Annotated in this window: 22 protein-coding genes and 1 pseudogene; 13 read left to right on the top strand and 10 right to left on the bottom strand. The window is 73.0% G+C overall.

Annotated features, from left to right (window positions below):
* Positions 1-325: 325 nt before the first annotated feature.
* Positions 326-3,121 carry an immune inhibitor A domain-containing protein gene (locus ACN265_RS29175; protein ID WP_421410705.1) on the bottom strand — a complete coding sequence of 932 codons (2,796 nt, stop codon included), beginning with the start codon at positions 3,119-3,121 and terminating at the stop codon, positions 326-328.
* Positions 3,122-3,347: 226 nt separating this feature from the next.
* Positions 3,348-5,312, bottom strand: coding sequence for an acetate--CoA ligase (acs, locus tag ACN265_RS29170; protein ID WP_357925502.1), 1,965 nt, complete (start codon positions 5,310-5,312; stop codon positions 3,348-3,350).
* Between the two features lie 214 nt (positions 5,313-5,526).
* On the opposite strand from acs, the gene ACN265_RS29165 reads away from it, so the two are divergent.
* The gene (locus tag ACN265_RS29165) at positions 5,527-6,273 is read left to right on the top strand and encodes an oxidoreductase (RefSeq protein ID WP_421410704.1); all 747 of its coding nucleotides are present in this window, start codon (positions 5,527-5,529) and stop codon (positions 6,271-6,273) included.
* Positions 6,274-6,319: 46 nt separating this feature from the next.
* Here the strand turns inward: ACN265_RS29165 and ACN265_RS29160 are convergent, their stop codons facing one another.
* From ACN265_RS29160 to ACN265_RS29140, 5 genes are all read right to left on the bottom strand, one after another.
* The gene (locus ACN265_RS29160; RefSeq protein WP_420115783.1) at positions 6,320-6,952 is read right to left on the bottom strand and encodes a TetR/AcrR family transcriptional regulator; all 633 of its coding nucleotides are present in this window, start codon (positions 6,950-6,952) and stop codon (positions 6,320-6,322) included.
* Complete coding sequence (locus ACN265_RS29155; RefSeq protein WP_421410703.1) at positions 6,847-8,208, bottom strand: methyltransferase; 1,362 nt, start codon at positions 8,206-8,208, stop codon at positions 6,847-6,849. Before ACN265_RS29155 ends, ACN265_RS29160 begins: the two co-directional genes overlap by 106 nt.
* Positions 8,205-9,098, bottom strand: coding sequence for a hypothetical protein (locus tag ACN265_RS29150; RefSeq protein WP_421410702.1), 894 nt, complete (start codon positions 9,096-9,098; stop codon positions 8,205-8,207). The genes ACN265_RS29155 and ACN265_RS29150 overlap by 4 nt, the downstream gene beginning before the upstream one ends.
* A 217-nt stretch (positions 9,099-9,315) precedes the next feature.
* Positions 9,316-10,128 (bottom strand): HAD family hydrolase, encoded by an 813-nt coding sequence (locus tag ACN265_RS29145; protein ID WP_204925795.1) that lies wholly within the window; start codon positions 10,126-10,128, stop codon positions 9,316-9,318.
* Positions 10,129-10,931: 803 nt separating this feature from the next.
* Positions 10,932-11,780 (bottom strand): hypothetical protein, encoded by an 849-nt coding sequence (locus tag ACN265_RS29140; RefSeq protein ID WP_420115780.1) that lies wholly within the window; start codon positions 11,778-11,780, stop codon positions 10,932-10,934.
* 430 nt (positions 11,781-12,210) lie between these two features.
* Here ACN265_RS29140 and ssd point away from each other — a divergent pair, with 430 nt between their 5' ends.
* From ssd to ACN265_RS29105, 7 genes and pseudogenes are all read left to right on the top strand, one after another.
* A complete protein-coding gene (ssd, locus tag ACN265_RS29135) occupies positions 12,211-13,314 on the top strand; it encodes a septum site-determining protein Ssd (RefSeq protein ID WP_204925796.1) in 1,104 nt (367 codons plus the stop codon).
* The gene (locus ACN265_RS29130) at positions 13,311-14,516 is read left to right on the top strand and encodes a TadA family conjugal transfer-associated ATPase (RefSeq protein WP_421410701.1); all 1,206 of its coding nucleotides are present in this window, start codon (positions 13,311-13,313) and stop codon (positions 14,514-14,516) included. The genes ssd and ACN265_RS29130 overlap by 4 nt, the downstream gene beginning before the upstream one ends.
* On the top strand, positions 14,513-15,328 hold the full coding sequence (locus tag ACN265_RS29125) for a hypothetical protein (protein WP_421410700.1): 816 nt from the start codon (positions 14,513-14,515) through the stop codon (positions 15,326-15,328). The genes ACN265_RS29130 and ACN265_RS29125 overlap by 4 nt, the downstream gene beginning before the upstream one ends.
* Complete coding sequence (locus ACN265_RS29120; RefSeq protein ID WP_204925798.1) at positions 15,328-16,053, top strand: type II secretion system F family protein; 726 nt, start codon at positions 15,328-15,330, stop codon at positions 16,051-16,053. Before ACN265_RS29125 ends, ACN265_RS29120 begins: the two co-directional genes overlap by 1 nt.
* Positions 16,054-16,078: 25 nt before the next feature.
* The gene (locus ACN265_RS29115; protein WP_204925799.1) at positions 16,079-16,246 is read left to right on the top strand and encodes a DUF4244 domain-containing protein; all 168 of its coding nucleotides are present in this window, start codon (positions 16,079-16,081) and stop codon (positions 16,244-16,246) included.
* Positions 16,243-16,587 (top strand): annotated as a pseudogene (locus ACN265_RS29110) (TadE family type IV pilus minor pilin); the annotation flags it as partial. The gene ACN265_RS29115 and the pseudogene ACN265_RS29110, both read left to right, overlap by 4 nt.
* Positions 16,588-16,808: 221 nt before the next feature.
* Complete coding sequence (locus ACN265_RS29105; protein ID WP_421410699.1) at positions 16,809-17,246, top strand: Rv3654c family TadE-like protein; 438 nt, start codon at positions 16,809-16,811, stop codon at positions 17,244-17,246.
* A 235-nt stretch (positions 17,247-17,481) separates the two neighbouring features.
* Here the strand turns inward: ACN265_RS29105 and ACN265_RS29100 are convergent, their stop codons facing one another.
* The 3 genes from ACN265_RS29100 to ACN265_RS29090 form a co-directional block, all read right to left on the bottom strand.
* The gene (locus ACN265_RS29100; protein WP_088643463.1) at positions 17,482-18,060 is read right to left on the bottom strand and encodes a hypothetical protein; all 579 of its coding nucleotides are present in this window, start codon (positions 18,058-18,060) and stop codon (positions 17,482-17,484) included.
* Between the two features lie 129 nt (positions 18,061-18,189).
* Positions 18,190-18,393, bottom strand: a complete 204-nt coding sequence (locus tag ACN265_RS29095; protein ID WP_204925801.1) for a hypothetical protein — start codon at positions 18,391-18,393, stop codon at positions 18,190-18,192.
* 170 nt (positions 18,394-18,563) lie between these two features.
* Positions 18,564-20,969, bottom strand: coding sequence for a DEAD/DEAH box helicase (locus tag ACN265_RS29090; RefSeq protein ID WP_377682919.1), 2,406 nt, complete (start codon positions 20,967-20,969; stop codon positions 18,564-18,566).
* A gap of 132 nt (positions 20,970-21,101) precedes the next feature.
* On the opposite strand from ACN265_RS29090, the gene ACN265_RS29085 reads away from it, so the two are divergent.
* The 5 genes from ACN265_RS29085 to ACN265_RS29065 all read left to right on the top strand — a co-directional run bounded on the left by ACN265_RS29085 (position 21,102) and on the right by ACN265_RS29065 (position 25,811).
* Entirely contained in the window at positions 21,102-21,458 is a 357-nt protein-coding gene (locus ACN265_RS29085) for an STAS domain-containing protein (RefSeq protein ID WP_204925803.1), read from the top strand.
* Entirely contained in the window at positions 21,458-21,892 is a 435-nt protein-coding gene (locus tag ACN265_RS29080) for an ATP-binding protein (protein WP_204925977.1), read from the top strand. The genes ACN265_RS29085 and ACN265_RS29080 overlap by 1 nt, the downstream gene beginning before the upstream one ends.
* A 316-nt stretch (positions 21,893-22,208) precedes the next feature.
* Positions 22,209-24,569 carry a sodium-translocating pyrophosphatase gene (locus ACN265_RS29075; protein WP_420115504.1) on the top strand — a complete coding sequence of 787 codons (2,361 nt, stop codon included), beginning with the start codon at positions 22,209-22,211 and terminating at the stop codon, positions 24,567-24,569.
* 106 nt (positions 24,570-24,675) lie between these two features.
* Positions 24,676-25,218 carry a hypothetical protein gene (locus ACN265_RS29070; RefSeq protein ID WP_204925805.1) on the top strand — a complete coding sequence of 181 codons (543 nt, stop codon included), beginning with the start codon at positions 24,676-24,678 and terminating at the stop codon, positions 25,216-25,218.
* Positions 25,209-25,811, top strand: coding sequence for a hypothetical protein (locus ACN265_RS29065; protein WP_372444598.1), 603 nt, complete (start codon positions 25,209-25,211; stop codon positions 25,809-25,811). The genes ACN265_RS29070 and ACN265_RS29065 overlap by 10 nt, the downstream gene beginning before the upstream one ends.
* Positions 25,812-25,931 lie beyond the last annotated feature (120 nt).

Here is a 25,931-nt window from a genome sequence, read left to right as displayed (position 1 = left end):
ACGGGGGTACGGGCCGGCATGGACGTCCCACTAGTGGGACCCATGGTGAACATAGACACTGCCGGGACGGGTGGGAAGATGTCCGCGTCGATTTGTTGCAAGATTTTGATGGGAACGCTTTTCACCGTCACACACCGGATGTTCACCAACGGTCATGAGCAGCGCGGACGACCCGGCGGAGAATCGTAGTGATGTATTTCGATTCCGTTGCCGGGATGCGGGAAACAGTGGGCCGCCGGCTTGTCCGCCGACGGCCCACCGTTCACCGAATCAGTCAGTTACTGACCCTTACCACCGCATCGCCGGGCGTACCCGGCGCGTGACTTCAGTACTTCGCCGGAGTGATCCGGACGACCGCGTACGAGTTGTCCGGCGCGGCCGACTCGATCTTGATGGAGACCCCGTTGCGGACCTTCGAGTCCGACGGGTTGCCGGTGCCGAGCACGATCGCCCCACCGCCCAGCGTCACGCCGTAGAACTCGGTGGCCGGCGTGCCGTCCGGGTTCACCACCCGGGTGGTGTACGGCTTGTTGCCCCGCGACGGGACGACCACCGAGGCGTCGTTGTCCCGGGCGTACGGCGAGCCGTCGCGGATCTCGATGCCCGGGTACCAGCCCTTGGCGTCGTTGAAGCCCGACACCGGGTGCTGCCGCGGGAACTTGGTGCAGTACGCGCTGTACGGCTCGTCGGCCGCCTCCAGGCACTCGGTGAACGGGTACGTCGGGTTCAGCGAGAACGCCGCGTTCGCCGACTGCGGCCGGCTCGGCAGGTTGTCCAGCACCGACGGGTCCTTCGCCGCCGCCTCACCGGTACGCCGCAGCGGGTCGTAGTGCGAGTCCACGATCAGCAACCCGCCCTTGGCCCCGTAGCTGGGCAGCGCGGTCATCTGCCCGGTGACGTGGTTGACGTCGCCCAGCATCGTGTCCCGGTACCAGACCAGCATGCCCGGAGCGTTGTACGAGATCCGGTCCACCTTCCACGCCTCGTGCGAGTAGATGGTGTCGTAGGCGTACTTCAGGCCCATGTCGAAGCCGTCGAAGTTGCGCCATTCCGCCAGGTAGTACTGCGCCTTGACCTGGGTGCCCGGGTCGATGTGCCAGCCCGCGCCCGTGGTGTCGGTGAAGGTGCCGACGGTCTGCGTCCAGCCGTTCGTGCCGCCCTCCACGTCGTCGCTGAACGTGGTGGCCCCGCCGCCGGTGACCGACAGGTCGTCGACGAACCAGCCCCGCTCCTGGAACGCCTCGTCGGTGGCGTACCGCAGCCGCACCTGCACGGTCGTCCCGGCGTACGCCGACAGGTCGACCCAGTCGTGCCGCCAGCCGTCGGTGCTGCCGGTCAGGCCGTACTTCTTGTTGCCGAAGTCGACCATACGGCCGTTCGGGTCGGCGTAACCGTCGTTGGTGGAGACCAGCGCGCCGGCCGCGTCGTAGACCTTCTGCTCGGCCCAGGTGGCCCCGCCGTCGGTGGAGACCTCCACGAACCCGTAGTCCCAGTCCTCCTCGATGACGTAGTTGTTCCACATCCAGAACTTCGCGTCACCGGCGGCCGGGACGGCCACCTGCCGGCTGAGCTTGACGTCCGCCCACGCCTGGTCGGCGCCGCTGTACCACATGCCGGTGCCGCTGTGCGGCTGGGCGAGGGTGACCACCTTGTCCGGCAGGTCGATCTTGATGCCGTCCTGGGTGCCCACCGGGGTCCGCGAGGTCTGCCCGAGCGATGCCGTCCGGGTCCGGGTGCCGGGGGCGATGGTCAGCGGATCGGCCCAGCCCAGCACCCACTTGTCCCAGATGCCCATGTGGGTGGGCAGGGCCTGGAAGATCTCACCGGTGTGCGAGCCGGACGCCATCAGGTCCCAGAAGTCGACGTCCGAGTCGGCGTTGCCCGAGGTGTCGTAGAGGTCCGGCAGGCCCAGGTCGTGACCGAACTCGTGGGCGAAGACGCCGACCCCGGCGTCCTCCGGCTGCACGATGTAGTTGGACACCTTCAGGTTGGTGCCGGGGATGGTGTAGCCGCCGGCGACCGTCGAGGAGTGCGCCCAGACCGCGTACACGCCCTGGTCGCCGCCGCCCCGGGACTTGCCCTGACCGGCGTGCACCAGCACCAGGTGGTCGATCACGCCGTCGGGCTCGTTGACGTTGCCGTCACCGTCGCGGTCGCCCTGGTCCTCGATGTCGTAGTCGGCCCACGGGAAGTTGGGGTCGCTCGCGGCCAGCGCGTCGATCGCGTCGGTGGCGAGTCGCCCCGCACCCTGCGGGTTGTCCGGGTGGCCGTTCATCGCCTGCTGCCGGCCGGCGACCCAGGCGCCGGTCTCGTCCTGGAAGCAGCGCGAGGCCGCGTACCAGCCCTCCGAGTGTGGCACGGTGATCCACGGGCTGGCCTGCCCGTCCACCGTGTACGCACCCTTGGACATCTCCAGGTACATGTTGTGCATGGTGCGGCCGGACAGGTCGATGCCCTTCTTGCCGTCCGGTCCCTTGAGGTCCTTACGCACCCGCTCGGTGATGCCCTGCTTGGTGTAGAGCATCTTGTCGAAGTGGGCGGGGGAGAAGTCCGGCACCCACATCGAGTTGTTGTCCTCGTGCGGCAGGGTCGCCGGGTTGGGGATGTTGTTGTGCTTCGGTCCGTTCTGGACGGTGCCGGGCACGCAGGTACGGTCCTCGAAGACCGTCTTGGGGACCATCACCCCGGTGAAGTCGTCGTTGGCCTGGTCGTTGAACTCGACCAGCAGGGTGAGCAGCTTGGCCGTCTGGGTGCTCTTGGCCTTCTTGAACGCGCGCGGGCTCTGCCCGGTCCGGATCGCCCGCGCCTCGTTGCGGGCCAGCTCCCGGGCGGCCACCGGGTTGCCGCCGGCGAACTTACGGTCGTACGCGCGGGCCTCGTCCGCCGCCGGGGTGCGGATCCCGTCGGCGCCCCGGACCTCCTTACCCGCGGTGTCCGGCTGCACCTCCGGCTCGGCGTAGTTGAGGTAATGCTCGTCGGCCCCGATCCGGGTCGGTGTGGCCGGCCCGGCAGGTTGGGCCGCCGCACTGCCGGTCACGGTCAGTGACGAGGCGACGAGAGCGAGGGCGGGCAACGCGACGAGGAGCCGTCGACGTGCCCTGGTGGACGGGAGAATGTTCATGCCACTCCGTTTCTCGGGCATGGGAAAGGGATCGCCGGTGAGACCTCTGTCGAACCCAGTCGATATCGCTGAACCTAAATGAGAAGGGTTCTCACCCGGAAGGGGGCGACGGTGCCTCTGCCCGTTCAGCCCGAGTCGGCTCGGCCTACCGACCGATTCGTACCCCTAAAAAGACGGTGGGTGCCGGCCCTCACGGACCGGCACCCACCGTCGGGTACGGCTGTCGTCAGTCCTCGTCGGACTTCCCACCGCTGAGCCCGGAGGAGATCAACTCCATCACCGAGGAGTCCTGGAGCGTCGTCACGTCACCCAGCGACCGGTTCTCCGCCACGTCCCGCAGCAACCGGCGCATGATCTTGCCGGAGCGGGTCTTCGGCAGCTCCGGCACCAGCATGATCTGCCGGGGCTTGGCGATCGGGCCGAGCGTCTTCGCGACGTGGTTGCGCAGCTCGGCGATGAGCTGCTCACCCGCCTCGCCCGCGGTGTCGGCGGTGCCACGCGGGATGGCGAACGCGACGATCGCCTGCCCGGTGGTCGGGTCGGTCGCGCCGACCACCGCCGCCTCGGCCACCGCCGGATGCGACACCAGCGCCGACTCCACCTCGGTGGTGGAGATGTTGTGCCCGGACACCAGCATCACGTCGTCGACCCGGCCGAGCAGCCAGATGTGCCCGTCGTCGTCCTTCTTCGCGCCGTCCCCGGCGAAGTACATCCCCTCGAACCGGGACCAGTACGTCTCGATGAACCGGTTGTCGTCGCCCCAGATGGTGCGCAGCATCGACGGCCACGGCTCGCGCAGCACCAGGTAGCCGCCCCCGCCGTTGGGCACCGACTGGCCCTGGTCGTCCACCACGTCGGCGACGATGCCGGGCAGCGGGGTCATCGCCGAACCCGGCTTGGCCGCGGTCACCCCCGGCAACGGGGAGATCATGATCGCGCCGGTCTCGGTCTGCCACCAGGTGTCCACGATCGGCAGCTCATCCCGGCCGACGTGCTGGCGGTACCACATCCACGCCTCCGGGTTGATCGGCTCGCCGACGCTGCCCAGCAGGCGCAGCGACGACAGGTCGAAGCCCGCCGGGATGTCCTCGCCCCACTTCATCATGGTGCGGATCAGCGTCGGCGCGGTGTAGAGGATGCTGACCTTGTACTTGTCGACGATCTCCCAGAACCGGCCCTTGTGCGGGGTGTCCGGGGTGCCCTCGTACATCACCTGGGTGGCGCCGTTGGCCAGCGGCCCGTACACGATGTAGGAGTGCCCGGTGACCCAGCCGATGTCGGCGGTGCACCAGTAGACGTCACTGTCGGGCTTCAGGTCGAACACCGCGTGCGTCGTCCACGCGGCCTGGGTGAGGTAGCCGCCGGTGGTGTGCAGGATGCCCTTCGGGCGGGCGGTGGTGCCGCTGGTGTAGAGGATGAACAGCGGGTGCTCGGCGTCGAACGGCTGCGCGACGTGCTCGGCCGACGCCGTCTCGACGGTCTCGTGCCACCAGTGGTCCTTCGCCGACCAGTCGACCTCCTCGCCGGTGCGCCGGACCACCAGCACGTGCTCGATCGACGGGCAGTTCGCCACCGCCTCGTCCACCGTCGGCTTCAACGCCGACGGCTTGCCCCGCCGGTAGCCGCCGTCGGCGGTGATCACCACCTTGGCGCTGGCATCCTGGATCCGGTTGCTCAACGCGTCGGCGGAGAAGCCGCCGAAGACCACGCTGTGGGTCGCGCCGATCCGGGCGCAGGCCAGCATCGCCACCGCCGCCTCGGGGACCATCGGCAGGTAGATCGCCACCCGGTCCCCGGCGACCACCCCCAGGTCGGTCAGCGCGTTCGCCGCCTGACAGGTCAGCCGGTGCAGGTCGGCGTAGGTGAGGGTGCGGGTGTCGCCCGGCTCACCCTCCCAGTGGATCGCCACCTTGTCGCCCCGGCCCGCCTCCACGTGCCGGTCCAGGCAGTTGTACGCCACGTTGAGCTGGCCACCGACGAACCACTTCGCGAACGGCGGGTTCGACCAGTCGAGCACCTCGTCCCACGGCCTGGCCCAGGCCAACCGGCCGGCCTGCCGCTCCCAGAAGGCGAGCCGGTCCGCGCCGGCCTCGTCGTACGCGCCGGCGGTGACGTTGGCCTGGGCGGCGAGTGCGGCCGGCGGCGGGAACTGGCGCGTCTCGTTCAGCAGGTTGGCCAAGGCCTCGCTCATGCGGTGACTCCTTCGTCGGTGACCTGCGTCTCTACCCGGCCGAGGTTAGTCCGGGCCGCGCGGGACCGCGACACCCCCGATGCCGTCCGGCGCGCTCAGCGGCCGTCCCGGCGCGCTCGGCGGCCCACCCCTGCCGCCCTGATCAGGATCGGACCCGACACCCCGGTGGTGGGTGGCGTCCGCCCCGCAGTCACCCGGTCGTTAGCGTGGCGGGGTGACCACCGATCCGCTCGCCCCGCTGCTCGCGCTCGCCGACATCGCCCCCGCCGTCGAGCGGGCCCGCGAGCGGGTCGACCAGGCGATGCGGCACCGCGCGCTGCGCCGCCACGGCGGCCAGGTCGCGGCCGAGGTCGGCCTGCGCAGCGCGGTGGCCAGTGCCGCCCTGGAGGGGTACGACCACGAGCGCGAGGCGGTCCGCGCCGGCACCGTCACCGAACCGGTGCTCCAGGGGTCGCTGCGGGTGGCCGGGGCGCTGCCCGGGTTGACCGAGCTGTGGCCGAAGGCCCCCCGGCAGGCGCTGGCCCGGCTGCACGTGCTCGCCGCCCGGGACGTGGTCGCCGAGGCCGAGCTGGGGCGTCCGGTCGCCGACCCGGTGGTGGCCGCCCGGCTCGACGGGCTGGCCGGGCTGGTCGCCGGCGGGACGACGGTCTCCCCGCTGGTCCTCGCCGCCGTGGTGCACGGCGAACTGCTCAACCTACGGCCGTTCGCCGGCCCGTCCGGGGTGGTGGCCCGCGCCGCCACCCGGCTGGTGCTGATGTCCCGGGGGTTCGACCCGCGCGGCCTGGTCGCCGTCGACGTGGGCCACCGGGAACGGCAACCCGAGTACGTCGGCGCGGCCGGGGCCTTCGCCACCGGCACCCCCGACGGCCTGCGCTCCTGGCTGCGGCACTACCTGACCGCCGTCGAGGTCGGCGCGGACCAGCTCACCGTCGTCGGCGACGAGATCATCGCCGCCGCCTGACCGGGGCCGTCCGCGTACCCGACCCCGACCGGTGCCGGGTGTGCGGTCAGTCCCGGCGGGCGGCCCGGTTCACCCGCGAGCGCAGCGCCCGCCGGGCGACCGGTCCGAGGTCGTCGACGATCTCGATGAGCACGGCGAGCTGGTCGAGCGCCGACATCGCCTGCCGTACGCCCGCCCGGTCCACCCCGTCGTAGAGTTCCAGCCCGACGAACGCGGCGCAGACGGCCCGGGCCAGGCCGGGCACGTCCGCGATCTCGGCGAAGGGTGACCCGGCGAGCAGCCGGCGCAGCACCGACTCGATCTCGTCCACCCAGAGCTTCAGCGCGGCGGCGGTGGGCCCGGCCAGCCGCTCGTCGGTCTGCGCCCCGGCCAGCATCTGGGCCAGGAAGGAGACGTTGCCCAGCTCGCGTTCCTGCTCGTGCAACTCCTGCCCGACGGCGAGCAGTTCCCGCAGCGAGCCCACCCCGGCCAGCCGGTCCGACCAGTGCGCGAGCCGGTCGGCCGTGCTGGCCCGGCAGGCCGCCGTCAGCAGGTCGTCGACCGTGCCGAAGTGGTAGAAGACCAGCGCCTGGTTCACCCCGGCGGCCGCAGCGATGGTGCGGGCGGACACACCGGCGATGCCGTGCGTACGGATGGCGGTGATGGCGCCGTCCAGGAGGCGCTGCTTGGTGCCGGACATCGTCCTCCTCGTGGGCCCGCCGGATGCGGCGGTGTGATCATCGCATCGGTCACCAGCTGCGCCAGCCAACCGACCCCGGGCAGCCGCAGGATCCAGCCGACCACCGCCCACCCGAGGTGCAGGTGCCCGAGGGCGCGGGCGACGGCGGCCACCCCCCGTTCCGACCGGCCGCCGTCGGTGTACGCCGCCCGCCACAGCACCCCGTCGGCCTCGGCGGCGGGACGTACCAGCAGACCCACCGGGCGGCGACGGGCGACGAACCGCCAGGTCGCGGCGCACGGACCGCAGGCGTCGTCGAGGAACAGGACCGCCGCCGGCCCCACGTGGTACGGCCGCCGACGCGGCCACCAGTCCCGGACCTGCCGCCGGTACGCGCGCCACGCCCCGCCGTGCCGGTCGGCCAGGTCGTGTTCCTCGTGCGGGCGGGCCACCGCCACACTGAAGGCGACCGCCACCACCGCCGCCAGCACCAGCGCGGAACTGCGGGTGAGCGCGGCGGTGAGCAGCACCAGGGCCACCGCGCAGGTCTGCATCGGATTGGCCAGATAGGCGTACGGCCCGGTGGTGACCAGCCGCACGGGCGGGTCCCACGGGTACGGCGTGCCGCCACCGTGGGTGACGAACTCGCGGACCGCGGCGAGCGCCGGGGCGGCCAGCACCAGCGCCACCTGGGCGAGGAGCAGCAGGACGGGCCGGGGCAGTTCGGTCACCGTCGCCCACGACCCGTCGCCGACCTCGAAGGCCAGGCTGGGGACGAACCACAGCAGCAGGGCGGTGAAGACCCCGACCTGGAGCAGCGTGCGGGCCGCCAGGTGCCGCCGGTCGGCACACCAGCGACCGAGCAGTTGCGCCGGCAGGGCCACCACGAGCAGCCCGACCAGTTCGCCGACCAGCCAGTCCGGGCCGAGCCGGACCAGCGGGTGCAGCGCGGGCATGGCCACCGCGTCGACCCAGAGCAGCAGGCCCAGCGCCACCGGCAACGGGAGGCTCCGGCGCAGCAGCACGGGCAGCGGACCCCAGAGCACGGCCCAGCCGATCCACAGGTCGACCGGCATGCCCCGGTAGCTTCCCCGGACCGGGGTGAACGTGTACCAGCCGGTGCGCCGGGCCACCTCGTCGAGGGCGGCGATGCCGATGCCGGTGGCGATGAAGGCCAGCAGCGCCCCCGCCCGCCCGGCGCGGCTCCGGTCGACCCGGGCGGCGGCGAGCAGGGCCAGCAACGGCACCGCCAGGCTGAGGTAGCGGGCGACGATCATCGCAGCGCCATCATGTCCAGCAGGTGTCCCGTTCCCGCGCCGAGCAGGACCTGCTGGATCGGCCCGAAGTACCAGGAGGGGTCGAGCCCCCGGGTGTAGTCCACCCGGATGCGCACCTCGGTGTGCCGCCCGTCGACGGCCCGCCAGCTCAGCGTGGCGTGCCGCCACCGGAACCAGCGCGCGGTGATCGAACTGTCCTCGACGAACCGGAACCCGACCCGCTGCACCCCCACCGTCTCCACCTCGGCGAGGAGGTGACCACCGGGGCCGTGCGCGCTGCCGTGGTAGCCGAACATCCACCTGTCGCCCGCGTCGAGCCCGTCCCCGCTGACCTGGCCGGGCGTGGGCACGCCGAGCAGCCGCAGCGGGACCGAGCGCACCGGTACGGGGCGGGGGCCGGCGGCGAGCCGGGTGGCCACCTGGTCGGCCGGCAGGGCCACCACCCGGACCACCTCGACGGACTGGTCGGGTGCGATCCGGGGTGCCGGTCCGCTGCCCTCCAACCCCGGCAGGAGCAGCAACGGCACCGCGATGACGGCGTACGGGCGGGAGGCGTCGCGCAGCGCGCGGATCAGGGCGGTGGTCCCGTGGGACACCGCGTAGACAAGTGGGGCGGCGAGGATGACGCAGATCGCCCCCTCGTGCAACGCGACCGCCGCCAGCAGCAGGGCGATCGTGGTGATCACGAAGACCCGGCCGTGCGCGGTGCGACCGGGCAGCAGGGCGAGGGTGGCGGCGAGGGCCGTCGGGAGCAGCACGAAGAGCAGGGCGCTGTCGGCCCGCCCGTCGAGCACGGTGGCGACGAACACCATCATGCCGAAGGCCGAGATCAGGCCGGCGAGCACCCAGTTCGCGGCGGTCCGTCGGGGCGGTCGATCCTGCTCGTTCATCGCTACCTCCCAATTTTGAGCACATGCTCAAAAGCGAGCATAGGCGATTTGAGCGATCGCTCAATCGGGGGGTACGCAGGAGGTGTGCCGGGTGGCCCCGGGTTGGTCGCGGTGGGTCAGGAGGCCGAGGGACCGGAGCCGGTCGCGGTGAGCGGGAGGCGTGCCGAAGGGGCGGAGTCGGTCGCGGTGGGTCGGGAGGCCCGAAGGGGCGGGGGCGTCAGGCGGCCTGGACGGCGCGGGTGCGGCGGTGCCGGCCGTACCAGGCGATGCCGATCGCCACCCCGACGCCGACGCCGAGCGCCGCCGCGGCCACCGGGACGGCCGGGCGCTCCCGCAGCCGCCGGCCCAGCGGGATCGGGTGCCGGAACTCCAGCACCGGCCAGGCGTTCTCCACCGCGAGCCGGCGCAGTGCCCGGTCCGGGTTGACCACGCTCGGGTGCCCCACGCACTCCAGCAACGGCCGGTCACTGTACGAGTCGGAGTAGGCGTACGAGTCGGCCAGGTCGTAACCCCGGACGGCGGCCAGCTCGTTGACCGCCTCGACCTTGCTCGGCCCGGCCGCGTAGAACTCCACCTCGCCGCTGTAGCGGCCGTCCTGCACGCTCATCCGGGTGGCGATCACGTCGGTCACCCCGAGCAGCGCGCCGATCGGCCGGACCATCTCCTCGCCGGAGGCGGAGACCAGCACGACGTCCCGGCCGGCCGCCTGGTGCTCCTCGATCAGCGCGGCGGCCTCGGCGTACACGTAGGGGTTGATCAGCTCGTGGAGCGTCTCCGCGACGATCTGACGGACCTGTTCCACCCGCCAACCCTTGCAGAGTGCGGCGAGGTAATCCCTGGTCCTGGCCATGGTCTGCTCGTCGGTGCCGCCCAGCCGGAACATCAGCTGCGCGTACGCCGACTTCACGACGTCCCGTCGCGTGATCAGCCCGTCCCGGTAGAACGGCCGACCGAATGCCAAGGCGCTCGACTTGGCGATGACGGTCTTGTCCAGATCGAAAAAAGCGGCACTTCGGCCCACGGCGCGCAAGTCTAGTCCGATGCTCCGGGGTCGGCGGGTGCCCTGGGGTGAATACCCCCTCGACCTGCGGGAGCACTCCGGCGGCGAATGCTCAACGTGATCGCAGTCACACGCTCCGATCATAATTTCGCAATGAGTGGGGTCGACAGCACTCGACGTGAACAGTCCGCTCGGGCAGACTTGTCCCCACGACAACGATTCATGTACCGGAAAGCTGAGAGACCCTCGGCGGTCGCACCCCCCGTGACCGCCGGGCCGGTTCGGCTCAACCCCCCCGGAGCCGAACCATTCGACGACCCCCGTCTCCCCCCGACGGGGGTCGTCCCTTTTCACGAGGACTCCGGGTGGCTGGTCGACGGCAAATATCCGTGCGTGGCCGGTCGACCTGATGAAAACAGCCCCGTCCCTGTCGCGGGAACGGGGCACGGGGCTGCTTCGCTAGCGAATTGCCGGTCCGGTGGTGGTGGCGAATCCGGAGACGATGGGTGCGCGGTCGGGCTCCGGCGCGTACGCCGGGACGACGTGGCCGTGGCCCTCGTCGTCCCCGCTGTCCGGCCCTTCAAAGTCCCGGCCCCGACGGGTTACAGTCAAGCCGACTCCTTCCGTTGCACGCGGTCGAGTCGAATGCGGCGTCCGGTTGCAGCCGGGCGCCGCTGTGCTGTGGCGGCGCTGTGCCGATCGACCGGTCAAGCATCCCGCGTGCGGCGGCATAGCACAAGGCCCGCGATTTGTCTGTCGGGTGGCTGACACCCGCTCAACTGAAGAGTCCCTGCTCGGCGGCCGTCCATAAGGGGATGTGGGAGCAGGCCTGGCTACCGCACGACCGCCCGCATCGTGGTCCGGGCGGGCAGGAAGCAGGCCAGGGCCCGGCCGTGCCGGTCGGTGACCACCCACGGGTGCCCCACGTACGTCTGCTGGCGGTAGGACCGGCCCGCGTCGAGCACCTTGTACTGACGGCGCTGCCCCTGGTGGTCGAGCCAGTAGACGACGACCCGCGAACTACGGGCGTTGACGAACTCGACGTACGTCGAGGGGCCGTTCGAAGTGGACCGCAGCGAGTGTTCCTGCCAGCCCGGCAGCGGGGTCAACTCGGCCGGTTCGGGCGGGTTCGTCGGCGGCTTCGGCGTGGGGCGGGGCGCGGCGGTCGTCGGGGTCGGCCGGGGTGGCGTGGTGGTCGCGGCGGGACGGGACGTCGTACCCGTGGCGGGTTGGTGTGGCTGACGGGGCGGTGCCGGCGGCGGTGCGGCCGGGGTCGCGGCGCGGGTGGCCATCGAGGCCGGGGCGGGCGAGTAGTCGGCGACCGGGGTGGGGCTCTCCACGGCCGCGAGATCCGGGCGGTCGGCGACCCACGAGGGTGTCATCGGGAGGGCGGCGTCGTTCCGCTTCGGCCCGGACCACAACGGCGACAGCGCCAGGACGAGGCTGGTGACGAGGCCGAACGCCACTCCGGCCAACAGCAGGGTCCGTCCGATGCCGGCGGGCTCGACGGCGTGCACGGGGGACGGCAACGGGTTGCCCGGTGACCCGGACGCCGGGACGTCGATCAGATGCCGACCGGCCGGGGGGACGAGGTAGGGCGGCAGCGTCTGGCGGTACCGGGGTGCCGGCAGCCAGCCACCGATGCGCAGGGTGGGGGGTGTGTCGTCGGATGAGTCGGCCATGGCCCCGTTTCCGAGAGCGGCGGATGCCACCTTCGCGGTGGCGGTCACGATTATCGGCGTACGAGGCGGTATGCCGTCAATCACTCCGGCGGGGTGAACGGGACATTTTTTCGCGTTCTTCACCCGGACGGTCCCGCTGCCGCCGGCGTCGTTCGGTCGTCCCGGCGCTCCGGGCGGTGCGCTGGACATGCCTCCGGTGCAGGTCACCCCCTCCTGCCGGGTCGACGGAGACGTCGAACGGCTGACCGGGACACCCCGACGACCAGCATGACCCGCCATCCCGCCACCGGGGCCGCATAACAGATCACCGACGGTGGCGGGGGTTGTCCACAGGCCGCCCCGTCGTCCACAGGTGAGGCGGCATCGGCGGCGCGCACCGGCGACGACGGCGCAGGGTCTGTCCCAGCAACCCCGAGCGCTGGAGGCCGTGATGCCACCCCGTACCTCCCTTCCGCCGTACCGACGACTGCCGCTGCTGGTCACGTCAGACGGTGACCTCCTCGACGAGTTGCTGCGGCTCGCCGCGGCGGGCGGCACCGAGGTGGAGGTGGCTGCCGATCCGGCCGCCGCCCGGTCCCGTTGGCTCCCCGCGCCCCTGGTCCTCATCGGCAGTGACCAGGCTCAGGCCTGCCTGCGGGCCCGGTTGCCCCGACGGCCCCGGACGGTGCTGGTCGGACGGTCGGGGGAACTCGACCCGGGCTGGGAGATCGCCGAGTTGATCGGTGCCGAGCACGTCGCCACCCTGCCCGCCGCCGAACCATGGCTGGTCGACCGGTTCACCGAGTGCGCGCCCGGCGGCGAACCGGCGGCCCCGGCCCGGACGGTCGCCGTGCTCGGCGGCCGGGGAGGGGCCGGGGCGAGCGTCCTCGCGGGTGGCCTGGCCGTCACCGCCGCCCGCGCCCAGCTGCGGACCCTGCTGGTCGACGCGGACCCGCTCGGCGGCGGGCTCGACCTGGTGCTCGGCTGGGAGGACCTGGACGGACTGCGCTGGCCGTCGCTCACCGACGCCGACGGTCGGGTCGACCCGCCGGCCCTGGTCCGTGCCCTGCCGCACCGGGGCGACCTGGTCGTCCTCTCCTGGGACCGGGGCGAGCCGCTGGCCCTGCCCGCCCCGGCGATGGCCGCCACCCTCGACGCCGCCCGCCGGGGTCGGGACTTCGTCGTCGTCGACCTGCCGCGCCAGCTCGACGACGCGGCCGTGCTCGCCCTCCAGGCCGCCGACCAGACGTACGTGGTGGTGCCGGCCGAACTGCGGGCGACCGCCGCGGCAGCCCGGGTGGTCGCGGCGACGGCTCCGCACTGCGCCGCCCTGGGGGTGATCGTCCGGGGTCCCGCCCCCGGCCGGCTGCGGGCGGCCGAGGTGGCCCGTGCCCTCGGGCTGCCGCTGGCCGGCACGCTGCGCCCCGAGCCGGCCCTGTGCCGGGGGCTGGAACGCGGCGAGGCACCGGCCGCCGCCGGTCGGGGACCGCTCGCCGCGCTCTGCCGTCAACTGGTCACCGACCTGACCGGGCTGCCCGTGCCGGGTGCGGCGTGACCGGGCGACCCGAGGAGTTCGCCGCCCGGGTCCGGCAGCGAATGGCCGACACGACGACACCTGTCACCCCGGCGGCGATCGTCTCCGCCGTACGCGCCGAACCGTCCGCCGCCGTCCTCGGTGACACCGCCGTGCTGCGGATCGCCGACCGGGTGCACGACGACCTGGTGGGTGCCGGGCCACTCGCCCCGCTGCTCGCCGATCCAGACGTCACCGACGTGCTCGTGAACGGGCTCCGGGTCTGGGTCGACCGGGGTGCCGGACTGCACCAGGTGGCGGTGCCGCTCGGCACGGTCGACGACGTACGCCGGCTGGCCCAACGGCTCACCGCCGCGGCCGGGCGTCGGCTCGACGACGGCTCGCCCTGCGCGGACGCCCGACTGCCCGACGGCACCCGGCTGCACGCCGTGCTGCCGCCGGTGGCGACCGACGGGCCCTACCTGTCGCTGCGCACCTTCCGGCACCGGCCGTTCACCCTCGACGAACTGGTCCGGCAGGGCACCGTGCCGCAGCAGGTCGCCCCGGTCCTCGCCGCGGTGGTGGCCGCCCGACTGGCCTACCTGGTCACCGGCGGCACCGGATCGGGCAAGACCACCCTGCTCAACACGATGCTCGGCCTGGTGCCGACGACGGAACGCATCGTGCTGGTCGAGGACGCCGCCGAACTGCACCCGGTGCACCCGCACGTGGTCGGTCTCCAGGCCCGGACGGCCAACGTGGAGGGCGCGGGCGTGATCGGGTTGAGCGAGCTGGTCCGGCAGGCACTGCGGATGCGTCCCGACCGGCTGGTCGTCGGCGAGTGCCGGGGTGCCGAGGTGGTCGACTTGTTGGCCGCGCTCAACACAGGCCACGACGGAGGGGCGGGGACCCTGCACGCCAACACCCCGGCCGACGTGCCGGCCCGGCTGGAGGCGCTCGGGTTGCTCGGTGGACTCCCCCGGGCGGCACTGCACGCACAGGTCACCGCCGCGCTCCAGGTGCTGGTCCAGGTACGTCGGGGCGCTGACGGCCGGCTGCTGGAGTCGATCTGCCTGCTGCTGGCCGACGGCCCCGACCGGCTGGTGACGGTGGTGCCCGCCTGGGTACGCGGGCAGGGCGTCGGTCCGGCCGGGCCCGGTCTGGCGATCCTGCTCCGCGACCGGGGAGTGTCGGTGCCACCCCTGCTGCGGGCACCCCGACCCGATGCGACGGGGCGGGCATGACGTCGTCGTTGTGGCTGGTCGCGGCACTACTGACCGGCGCGGCCCTGGTGGTCGCCTGGCCGGTACGCAGCAGCCGACGCCGCCGCCGCAGCGTGCTCCCCGCACCGCGACACCCAGTGGCGGAGCCTGTCGGCCCCCACCGGCCCGCAACCGGTCGACGGCTGCTGACCCGGCTGGTGTCCGGCCCGCCGAGGCGGATCCTGCTGTTGGCCGGTCTCGTCGGTGCCGGTACGGGTGGCCTCGCAGCCGGGCCGGTCGCCGCGCTCCTCCTGGCCGGCTACGGGATGCTCGGGGCACGTGCCGTGCACCGGCGGCGGCTCGCCGGGCAGGTCGGCCGGGAACGTCGCCGCCACCTGGACCGGCTCGGGGCGCTCGCCGCCGACCTGCGGGCCGGCCTGCCCGTTCCCCGTGAAGCCGCGCCGAGCCCGGAACCCGGGGCGGCGGGTCCAAACGACGACCCGGCCGGGACGGACCGGCTCGCCCGGCTGACCCGGTCGGCGGTCCGGCTCGCCGACCGGACCGGAGCGCCCCTGGCCGAACTCCTCGAACGCGTCGAGGCCGACGCGCGGGCGTTCGACCGGGGCCTGGCCGGTGCCGCCGCCCAGGCGGCAGGGGCCAACGCCACCGCGCTGCTGCTGGCCGCGCTTCCGCTCGGCGGCATCGCCCTCGGCTACGGCATCGGCGTCGATCCGCTGGCGGTGCTGCTGCACACCCCGGTCGGGGCCGGCTGTGCCCTCGTCGCGATGGGTCTGCAGGCCGGCGGGTTGCTCTGGGCCGAGCGGCTGGGCACCGTCCCCGGCGGAGGCGGGTGATGTCTCCGAATCACCTGTCGGCCGGTTGCCTGGTCCTGGCCGCGTTACTGGTCGCGGTGCGCGGCAACCGGGCCGGCCGGCGGTGGAACGGCCTGACCGGGCGGCGTGCCGACCGGAGCCGGCCGGGCTGGTGGCCGGACCGGATACGGCTCGGGGCCGCCCTGGCGGGTGTGGCGGTCCTGCTGCTGGTGGGCGGTTGGCCCGGTGTGCTGGGCGGCACGGTGACCGCCCCGGTGGCGGACCGGTTACTGCGACGGATCACCCCGCCCGCAGTGCGGAAGCGCCGGTTTCGGGAGGCCGCTGACCTGCCGCTCGCCGCTGACCTGCTGGCGGCGGCGATGCGGGCCGGCGCCCCGGTGGACCGGTCGGTGCTCGCGGTGGCCGATGCGTTGGACGGCCCACTGGCCGCCCGCCTCGCTCGGATCGGGCGGACGCTGCTGCTCGGCGGCGAGCCGTCGGAGGCGTGGGCCCACCTGGCACCGGTGCCCGGGGCGGACCGGATGGTGGCCGCCGCACTGCGCTCGTCCCGCAGCGGGGCGGCGTTGGCCGGTGCCCTCGGTCGCGTCGCCGACGATCTCCGGGCCGACCGCTCCACGGCGGCGGAAGCGTCCGCCCGGCGGGCCGGCGTGCTGATCGTGTTGCCGCTGGGCCTGTGCTTCCTGCCGGCCTTCATTCTCGCCGGCCTGGTGCCGGTGATCGTCGCCGTCCTCGGCGATGTGCTGTGACCCAACATCGAGAAAGGAACGAACGATGCGCAAACTCCTCAGCCGGCTGCGTGGGGACGCGGGGATGAACACCGCCGAGTACGCCGTGGGCACCCTCGCCGCCGTCGCCTTCGCGGGCATCCTGCTCAAGGTGCTCACCTCGGGCAACGTGCAGGCGGCACTGACGGCGGTCATCGACCGGGCGTTGAAGTGAGACCGCGCCGGCCGGCCGGTCGGGACCGGGGCTCGTTCACCGCCGAACTGGCGACCGGTCTGCCGGCGCTGCTCCTGCTCCTGTTCGCCGGAATCACCGCCGTCGACGCGGTCACCACGAAGGCGGCCTGCCTGGATGCGGCCCGGGAGGCGGCGCTCGCTGCCTCCCGGGGCGAGGACGGGACCGGCGCGGGCACCCGGATCGCACCGGAGGCGGCGGACGTGTCGATCGTGGTGCGCGAGGGGCGGGTCACCGCGACGGTCCGCGCCCCGGTCCGCGCGCTCGGTGCCCGGCTGCCCCGACTCACCGTCGAGGCAGGCACGGTCGCCGCCGTCGAACCCGGGGCACCGCAGCCCGGTGCACCACGGCCGGGCATGTGGGAACTGCCCACGCCGGAACTGGGCCCACCGCAACCGGAGGCACCCCAGCAAGGCCCGCCGAGACCTGGCGCACCCCAGCCCGGAATGCCGCAACGTGGCGTAGGGGAACCGGCCGTACCAGTCCTGGACGCGCGAACCCCGGATATGCCCGTCCCGGATGAGGGTGGACCCGGGGCGGGCGAGTGGGGAACCGGCCCGTGAGCCGCGACTGCCGGCCCCAGCGCGCTACTCGCCGAGTCGGGGTGACGGGTCCCGGAGGGGAGAGGCCCGGTGGCGTCGCCGACCGGGGTGGGGCCACCGTGCTGGTGCTCGCCATCGGCCTGGTCTTCGTCCTGGTCGGGCTGTTCGGGGCGGCGATCGGCGCGGCCCGGCTGGCGCGGCACCAGGCCCGGGTCGCTGCCGACTTCGGCGCCCTCGCGGGGGCCGGCGTTGCGCCGCAGGGTGCCGGGGTGGCCTGTGCGACCGCCGACGAGTTCGTCCGCGCCAATGCCGCCCGGCTGGTCACCTGCCGGGCGGACGGGCTCGACGTGGTGGTGACGGTCGAGGTGGCGGTCACCCCGCTGCCAGGGCTGCGGCGGTACGCCACCACCACCGCCCGCGCTGGCCCGGTCCGGGGCTGACCGGTCCGTGGTTGATTGGTCTGAGCGCGGTCCGGTGCTGAGGCCGGTCGGATCGTGCCGGCCCGCCCCGCAACAAGGCGTGCCGGCCTGCCCCGCAACAAGGGCGGGCCGCCCGGCCCCGGAACAAGGGCGGGCGGCCAACCCCGGAACAAGGCGGGCCGCCCCGAAGCAGGTCGGGCCGGCCAACCTGGAAGCAGGATGGACCGGCCCGACCCGCAACCGGGCGGCGGGTGGCTCAGCGGCCCTGGAGCGCGTCCAGACCGATGGCCATGGCGATCACCAGTCGCCTGTCGATCTGCGGGTGCGGCACCTCGACGACGTAACGGTCCCGCAGCCCCCACTTCTTGATCACCGAGAACACCGGCTGACCACCGGCGGTGAAGTCGAAGTGGTACGGCAGCCAGGACAGCGAGTCGACGAACCGGCGGAGCAGGGCCACCGGCATGCTGCGCTCCTGGCCGGTCATCGGCGGCAGGCCGGCCTGCTCGACGTGCCAGGTCGAGCGGAGCAGCGACTGGGCGAAGTCCTTGCGGAACAGCCCGATCGGTGTGCCGGCGTGATCGGTCACGTCGTACGTGGCACCGAGGTCGAGCCGCTGACGGGCCTTGAAACCGAGCAGCGGGTGCTGCTTGGAGTCGTCGGAGTAGATCGTGACCTGCTCCTTGAAGGCGAGCCGCTTCTGCTGCGCGAACGCCAGCAACTCGCCCTCGGTGCCGTCCGCCGCCACCGCCCGGACCTCGTACTGGTTGACCATCATCCGGATCCGCTGCCGGACGTGGAACTGGTGCTGTGCCTGCAAACTGTCCAACTGCATGAGAACTCCTCCGAAGGGTGCGCCGGAGTCTCGCACAACCCCACGACCAGCGCCCGCTGTCGCCGGTCGGCCACCCCCGTCAGCGCCCGGCGTCGCCGGGCGGCCGCCCCACGAGCAGAGCGCCCGCCGTCAGCGTCCGTCGGCGGTCGCCTTGAGCGCCCAGGTGTTGAGCACCTGGTGGATTCCCCGCAGCCGCTCGTTGATCTGGTCCAGGCGTTCCGCCTGGGCCAGGCCGGCCAGGGCGGCACCCAGCGCGATCAACTGGTCGGGGGTGAGATTGTCCTGGTCGATCGTGTAGAGCAGGTCGACGGTCTCGGCGATGGTGTCGGCCACGGCTTCTCCTCCGGGTCGGCATGAACGGCAGGGTCGGCGGTGAGGGGCACTTCCGATTATCGATGGAAGCGCTCCCATGCATCAATGCCCAGATGTCGTTCCGCTCAAGCACGATCCCGGGAGTCAATGGCGGCCCGCCCCACGCAGTGAGACCGCCGGCCGGGTCTCCGCTACCGGTCGGCCGGGCCGGGCTGGGCGGGCGCGGTGGTGGTGGACAGGTTGGCCAGGACCACGTCGAGGACCCGGACCGCGCCCGACTTGGACAGCGGGTTGTTGCCGTTGCCGCACTTCGGGGACTGGACGCAGGACGGGCAGCCCGACTCGCAGCCGCACTCGACGACGGCGTCCCGGGTGGCACCCAGCCAGGCCGCCGCCGTCCGGTAGGCCCGCTCGGCGAAGCCGGCCCCGCCGGGATGGCCGTCGTAGACGAACACGGTGGGTGCCTCGGTGTCCGGATGCAGGGCGGTGGACAGCCCGCCGATGTCCCACCGGTCGCAGGTGGCCATCAGCGGCAGCAGCCCGATCGCGGCGTGCTCGGCGGCGTGCAACGCCCCCGGCACGTCCGCCGGCTCGACCCCGGCCGCCGCCAACGACTGCGGGGAGAGCGTGAACCAGACCGCGACGGTCCGCAGCTCCCGGGCCGGCAGGTCCAGCGGGCGGGTGTCGATCACCTCGCCGGAGGCGATCCGGCGACGCTGGTAGGAGACCACCTGACTGGTGACGTCCACCTCGCCGAGGAAGAGCCCGACCGGGCCGGCGTCCCGGTACGAGCGGACCGACACCACCGAGAGCGAGGTGACGTCCCGGGCGTGGGTGGACCAGTCCGGCTCCTCGGCGTGCACCAGCGCGCACCCGTCGTCGAGGTCCAACGCGTCGACCACGTACGAGACGCCCTGGTGCAGGTAGACCGCCCCCGGGTGGACGAGGAAGTGCGCCGAGCCACCGTCGACGGTGCCGAGCAGCCGCCCCGTGGACGCCTCCACCACGCAGACCGGTGCCCCGCCCTGGCCGCGCAGGTCGATCTCGGGACGTTCCCGGTGCCGCCAGTACCAGCCGGTGGGCCGCTGCCGCAGGTCACCGGCCTGCACCAGCTCGTCGACGGCCTCCTTCGCCCCGTCACCGAACAGTTCCAGGTCGGCCGGGGTGAGCGGGGACTCGGCGGCGGCGCAGGCGAGCTGCGGGGTGAGCACGTACGGGTTGGCCGGGTCGAGCACCGTCGCCTCGACCGGGCGGCCGAACAGCGCCTCCGGATGGTGCACCAGGTAGGTGTCGAGCGGGTCGTCCCGGGCCACCAGCACGGCGAGTGCCTCGTCCCCGGAGCGCCCGGCCCGGCCGGCCTGCTGCCACAGCGACGCCCGGGTGCCCGGCCAGCCGCAGATCAGCACCGCGTCCAGCCCGACCAGGTCGACGCCGAGTTCCAGCGCGTTGGTGGAGGCCAGCCCGAGCAGGTCGCCGTGGAGCAGGGCCCGCTCCAGTTTCCGGCGTTCCTCCTTCAGGTACCCGGCCCGGTAGGCGGCGACCCGCTCGCCGAGGCCGGGCACCGCCTCGTCCAGTGCCCGGCGGGCGTTCGCGGCGACCACCTCCGCGCCGCGCCGGGACCGGACGAAGGCGAGCGTGCGTACCCCCTCGGCGACGGTGTCGGCGAGCAGGTCGGCGGTCTCCCGCAGCGCCGACCGACGGACCTGGGTCAGGTCGTCGGCGGGGGCCCCGACGCCGGCGATGGCCCCCACGTCGGCGGGTGGCGGCAGCAGCGGCGGTTCCCAGAGCGCGAAGGTGACCCCGCCGCGCGGCGAGGTGTCCTCGGTGACGGCGGTGACGGGCACGCCGGTGAGCCGTCCGGCGGTCGCCGCCGGGTCACCCGACGTCGCCGACGCGAGCAGGAACACGGGGGTACGGCCGAACTGCGCGCACCGGCGGCGCAGCCGGCGCAGCACGTGCGCCACGTGCGAGCCGAACACGCCCCGGTAGGTGTGGCACTCGTCGACGACCACGTACGTCAGCCGGCGCAGGAACCCCGACCAGTGGGTGTGTCCGGGTAGCAGGCCGTGGTGCAGCATGTCCGGGTTGGTCAGCACGAACCGGGAGTGCCGGCGGATCCACTCCCGTTCGGTGCGCGGGGTGTCCCCGTCGTAGGTGGCGGGGCGTACCCCGTCGAGGTCGAGGCCGGCGACGGCGCGGAGCTGGTCGGCGGCGAGGGCCTTGGTGGGGGCCAGGTAGAGCACCGTGGCCCGGGGATCGGCCAGCAGCGTGGCCAGCGTCGGGAGCTGGTACGCCAGGGACTTGCCGGACGCGGTGCCGGTGGCCACCACGACGTGCTGCCCGGCGTACGCCAGCTCGGCGGCCTCGGCCTGGTGCCGCCAGGGGGCGGTGACGCCGCGTCGGGCGAACGCCGCCCGTAGCTCCTCGGGGGCCCACTGCGGCCACGGCGCCTGCTGCCCGGCGCGGGCCGGCACCCGCTCGACGTGGGTGACCGGGTCGACCGGGTGGCGGGTGCGCAGCCGGTGCAGCAGCTCGGCCGGGCCTCGCCCGGTGCCGGGGCCTGCGGTGGCGGTGGCTGCGGGGTTCACGTCCTGCACTCTCGCACTGGTGTTCGGTGCTGAACAACCGGGCCGGTGGGTATGGAGGAGTCGCCGCCGGTGACCTCGTCAGGCCGTCCGGCGGGGATGGTTAGATGCCCAGGAGAGTTTACGGCTCTCGGAGGAGGACTGATGGAGCTGTCGCTGGCGACCCGCACCGTGGGGGAACACACGGTGCTCGAGGTCGGCGGTGAGGTGGACGTCTACACCGCACCCCGACTGCGCGAACGGCTCCTGGAGTTGATCGACGGCGGTGCCCGGCGGGTGGTCGTCGACCTGGGGCGGGTGGACTTCCTCGACTCCACGGGCCTGGGTGTGCTGGTCGGTGCCCTGAAGCGGCTGCGGTCGGCCGGGGGGTCGTTCGCCCTGGTCTGCGACAAGGAGCCGCTGCTGAAGATCTTCCGGATCACCGCCCTGGACCAGGTCTTCCCCCTGCACCCGACGGTGGACGCGGCGATCGCCGCCGACCCCACCGTCCCCGGCGCGTGATGGCGACGGTCCGGCTCTCCTTCTCGCCGGCGCCGGTGCACGTGCGCACCGCCCGCCTGGTCGGTGTGGCGGTGGCCCGTCGGGCCGGGGTCCGGGAGGATCTGCTCGACGAGGTACGTCTGGCGATCGGTGAGGCGTGCACCCGGGCGGTCGCCCTGCACCACCAGTACGGGTTGGCCGACCCGGTGCTCGTGGAGATGTCCGACTCCGGAGCGTATTCGGTGCGGGTGGTGGACCGGGCGCCGATCGAGGCGGGGCTGGGTCTGGCCGCGTTGAACGCCGACGAGTTGGCCAACGAGGCGTTGACCGACGAGGCGCTGACCACCGGGGTGGGCTTCGCGCTGCTCGCCGGTTTCGTGGAGGACCTCCAGGTGCGGCCGGTGGCCGAGGGCATCGGGACCGAGGTCCGGATGGTGTGGCCGGTCGGTCGCTGATTGTCACTGTACGTATGCGAGGTCGTGACCCTTGGTGGGTCGCGGCCTCGCAGTGTTGATGGCCTCCTATATCAGATTTTACCTCATAACACAGTTACAGAGATCATCCGAACACGGCGTCCCCCAGGTGTGACCTCCAACACTGGGCAGGGCTACAGTCTGTGAGTTGTCAGTACGTGATCGTTCCCGCAGCCAGCGGATATGGATGTTGATCATCTTCCGTGGCGGCGGGTTCGGAGCACGTGCGCCACCGCATCCAGGCGTCGGCCATACGTCCACTGGCCGGCGCGACAGTGTTCGGTACAGGAGGACATAGATGTCCGGGACCTTGGCCGCCGAAGGCGGCGCGCTGTCCCTCACCGGAGAGAACGTGACGTACGTCGTCATCGCCGCGGTCATCGCGCTGGTGGCACTCGTCTTCGCCGCCGCCTTGACCAAGGCCGTGCTGGCAGCCGGTAAGGGCACCACCAACATGCAGGAGATCTCCGGCGCGGTGCAGGAGGGCGCCTCCGCCTATCTGCTCCGGCAGTTCAGGACGTTGGCGATCTTCGTGGTCGTCGCCGTCGTGCTGCTCTTCCTGCTGCCGGTGCACGACACCGACGGCAGCGAACTGGCGGTGAAGATCGGCCGGTCCGCGTTCTTCGTGGTCGGCGCCCTGTTCAGCGCGTTCATCGGCGGTGCCGGGATGTGGCTGGCCACCCGCGCCAACCTGCGGGTCGCCGCCGCGGCCCGGGAGGCGGCCGGCGGCCGGGAGGCCGCCATGAAGATCGCCTTCCGGACCGGCGGCGTGGTCGGCTTCCTCACCGTCGGCCTCGGCCTGTTCGGCGCGGCGCTCGTGGTCATGCTGTTCAAGGGCGACGCGCCGACCGTGCTGGAGGGCTTCGGCTTCGGTGCCGCCCTGCTCGCCATGTTCATGCGGGTCGGCGGCGGCATCTTCACCAAGGCCGCCGACGTCGGCGCCGACCTGGTCGGCAAGGTCGAGCAGGGCATCCCCGAGGACGACCCGCGCAACGCCGCCACCATCGCCGACAACGTGGGTGACAATGTCGGCGACTGCGCCGGTATGGCCGCCGACCTCTTCGAGTCGTACGCGGTGACGCTGGTCGCCGCGCTGATCCTCGGCCGCGCCGCGTTCGGCGAGGACGGTCTGGTCTTCCCGCTGATCATCTCCACCATCGGGGTCCTGATCGCCATCGTCGGGGTCTTCATCACCCGGCTGCGCCCCTCCGACCGCAACGGCCTGACCGCCATCAACCGGGCCTTCTACCTTTCCGCCGTGCTCTCCGCGGTGCTGGTCGCGGTCGCCGCCTTCCTCTACCTGCCGGCCAGCTTCGGCGAGCTGGAGGGCGGGCTCACCGGCGTCGACCAGAACCCCCGCGTGGTCGCCATCGGCGCGGTCGTCATCGGCATCGTGCTGGCCGCCGCCATCCAGGCGCTGACCGGCTACTTCACCGAGACCAACAGGCGTCCGGTGCAGGACATCGGCAAGAGCTCGCAGACCGGCCCGGCCACCGTCATCCTCGCCGGCATCAGCGTCGGCCTGGAGTCGGCGGTCTACTCGGCGCTGCTGATCGGCGCCGGGGTCTTCGGCGCGTTCCTGCTCGGCGGCAGCTCCATCACCCTGTCGCTGTTCGCGGTCGCGCTGGCCGGCACCGGCCTGCTCACCACCGTCGGCGTGATCGTCGCGATGGACACCTTCGGCCCGATCTCCGACAACGCGCAGGGCGTGGCCGAGATGTCCGGCGACATCGACGAGAACGGCGCGCGGATCCTCACCGAACTGGACGCGGTCGGCAACACCACCAAGGCGATCACCAAGGGCATCGCGATCGCCACCGCCGTGCTCGCGGCCACCGCGCTGTTCGGCTCGTACACCGACACGCTGCGCACCGCGTACTCCGACGCGGGCGTCGGGGACGTCGGCAGCGAGATCCTCAACGCGCTCAACGTCGCCAACCCGCGCAACCTGGTCGGTCTGATCATCGGCGCGGCGGTGGTCTTCCTCTTCTCCGGGCTGGCCATCAACGCGGTGTCCCGCTCGGCCGGCGCGGTGGTGATGGAGGTCCGCCGGCAGTTCCGTGAGCTGCCCGGCATCATGGACCGCACCCAGCGCCCCGAGTACGGCAAGGTCGTCGACATCTGCACCCGCGACGCGCAGCGCGAGCTGATGACCCCCGGCCTGCTGGCCATCCTCGCCCCGATCGCGGTCGGCTTCGGCCTCGGTCCCGGCGCGCTGGCCTCCTACCTGGCCGGGGCGATCGGGGCGGGCACCCTGATGGCGGTCTTCCTGTCCAACTCCGGTGGCGCGTGGGACAACGCCAAGAAGCTCGTCGAGGACGGTTCCTACGGCGGCAAGGGCTCCGAGTCGCACTCGGCGACGGTCATCGGCGACACCGTCGGCGACCCGTTCAAGGACACCGCCGGCCCGGCGATCAACCCGCTGCTCAAGGTGATGAACCTGGTCTCGCTGCTGATCGCGCCGGCCGTGGTGGCCTGGAGCGTCGGCGACGACCGGAACACCCCGCTGCGCCTGACGGTCGCGGTGGTCGCCACCCTGATCGTGGTCGCGGCGGTGGTGTTCAGCAAGCGCAAGGGCGTCGCCATGGACTCCACCCCGGACGGTGGCGGCACCGGCACGGGCAACGACCCGAAGCGGGTCGAAGCCGCCAACGCCTGAGTCACGACGCGGCGGGTCCCCGGTCCCACGGGGGCCCGCCGCGTCGGGCGGTGCACCCGAAACCTGACCGCTGGCGCAATCGCCCGGAGGCCGTACGCTGCAACGCATGCGTACGTGTCGGGCGGGTGACGCCGGGAAGCTCACGGCGGTCCTCGTCACGGTCGTACTCGTCGTGGCCGGGTGCGGTGGCGGGCCCAGCCCCCGGGTCTGGGCGGCGTCGGTCTGCGAGGCGCTCACCCCGTGGCGGGCCGAGATCAGCAAGCTCACCAGCAGCACCCACCAGCAGATGACCGCGCAGACCACCCCGGCGCAGGCGAAGGAGAACCTGGTGCGGCTCTTCGGCGGCGCCGAACAGGCGAGCGAGACGGCCCGCCGCCGGATCGCCGACGCGGGCATCCCGGAGACGGACCACGGCGACGAGGTGTCGAAGGGGTTCCGCACCTCCCTGGCGAAGATCAGGGACGCCTACGGCCGCGCCGGGGACACCATCGACGCCCTGGACACCACGCGGGCCGCCGCCTTCTACGACGGCGTCCAGGCCGCGGTGGACACGCTCAACCAGGAGTACGACGCGAGCGCGCTGGACACCGGGCGGCTCAACTCGACAGAACTCAAGCAGGCCTTCGACGAGGTTCCGGAGTGTCGCTGAGGCGTGCCGACCCGCCCGGGGAACCGGGGCGTCAGCTGTCGCTGTTCGGCACCGAGGCGGCCGATCCGTCCGTCGCCGACCTGGCCGGGCTGCTCGCCGGCCCGGGGGAGGTGCACCGGATGGGCCGTACCGCCCGGTTGTCCGTCGGGGTGGACGCGGCCTGGCGGGTGCACGTGCTCGTCGACGAGTTGGCCCGGCGGGGGCTCGCGGCGGGCTGGGAGTCGACCGGGGAGCAGCGTTACGTCGTGCGGACCCCGTACCTGACCACGCTGGCGCCGTTGGCGACGGCCTGGCTGGCCGGTGGGGTGAAGCGGCCGCCGCCCCGGTTCCACCTGCACGGTCGGCGGCTGCGGCTGTGGCTGGCCGCCGCCGGGGCGGCCGACGACGCCGGGCTGCTGCTGCGCCTCGACCGGCGCGACGAGCCGTGGTGGCCGGTGGTGCGGGCGGCGCTCGCGGTGGTGGGCCTGCCGGCGGCGCTGCTGGAGGTGGAGGCGGGCGGCCCGGCGTACCGGATCGGTGGGCGGCGGCTGGCCCGGCTGGCCGAACTGGTCGGCGACCGCCCGCCGGCCGCCCCCGCCGACCTCTGGCCGTGACCGCCCGCCCGGGCCCGCCGCCGCCCGCCGCCGCCCGTGGGTCGGGTGGTGATCGGCTCTACGGGGGCTGTGTTGCGGTATCGGAGCGACCGGATGCCGCCACTTCGGCCCACTGGAGTC

Source organism: Micromonospora sp. WMMD730 (assembly GCF_049178955.1).
Classification (GTDB): Bacteria; Actinomycetota; Actinomycetes; order Mycobacteriales; family Micromonosporaceae; genus Micromonospora; species Micromonospora wenchangensis.
The sequence above is the reverse complement of the archived record's forward strand: the minus strand, read 5'-3'. Positions and strand labels throughout refer to the sequence as shown.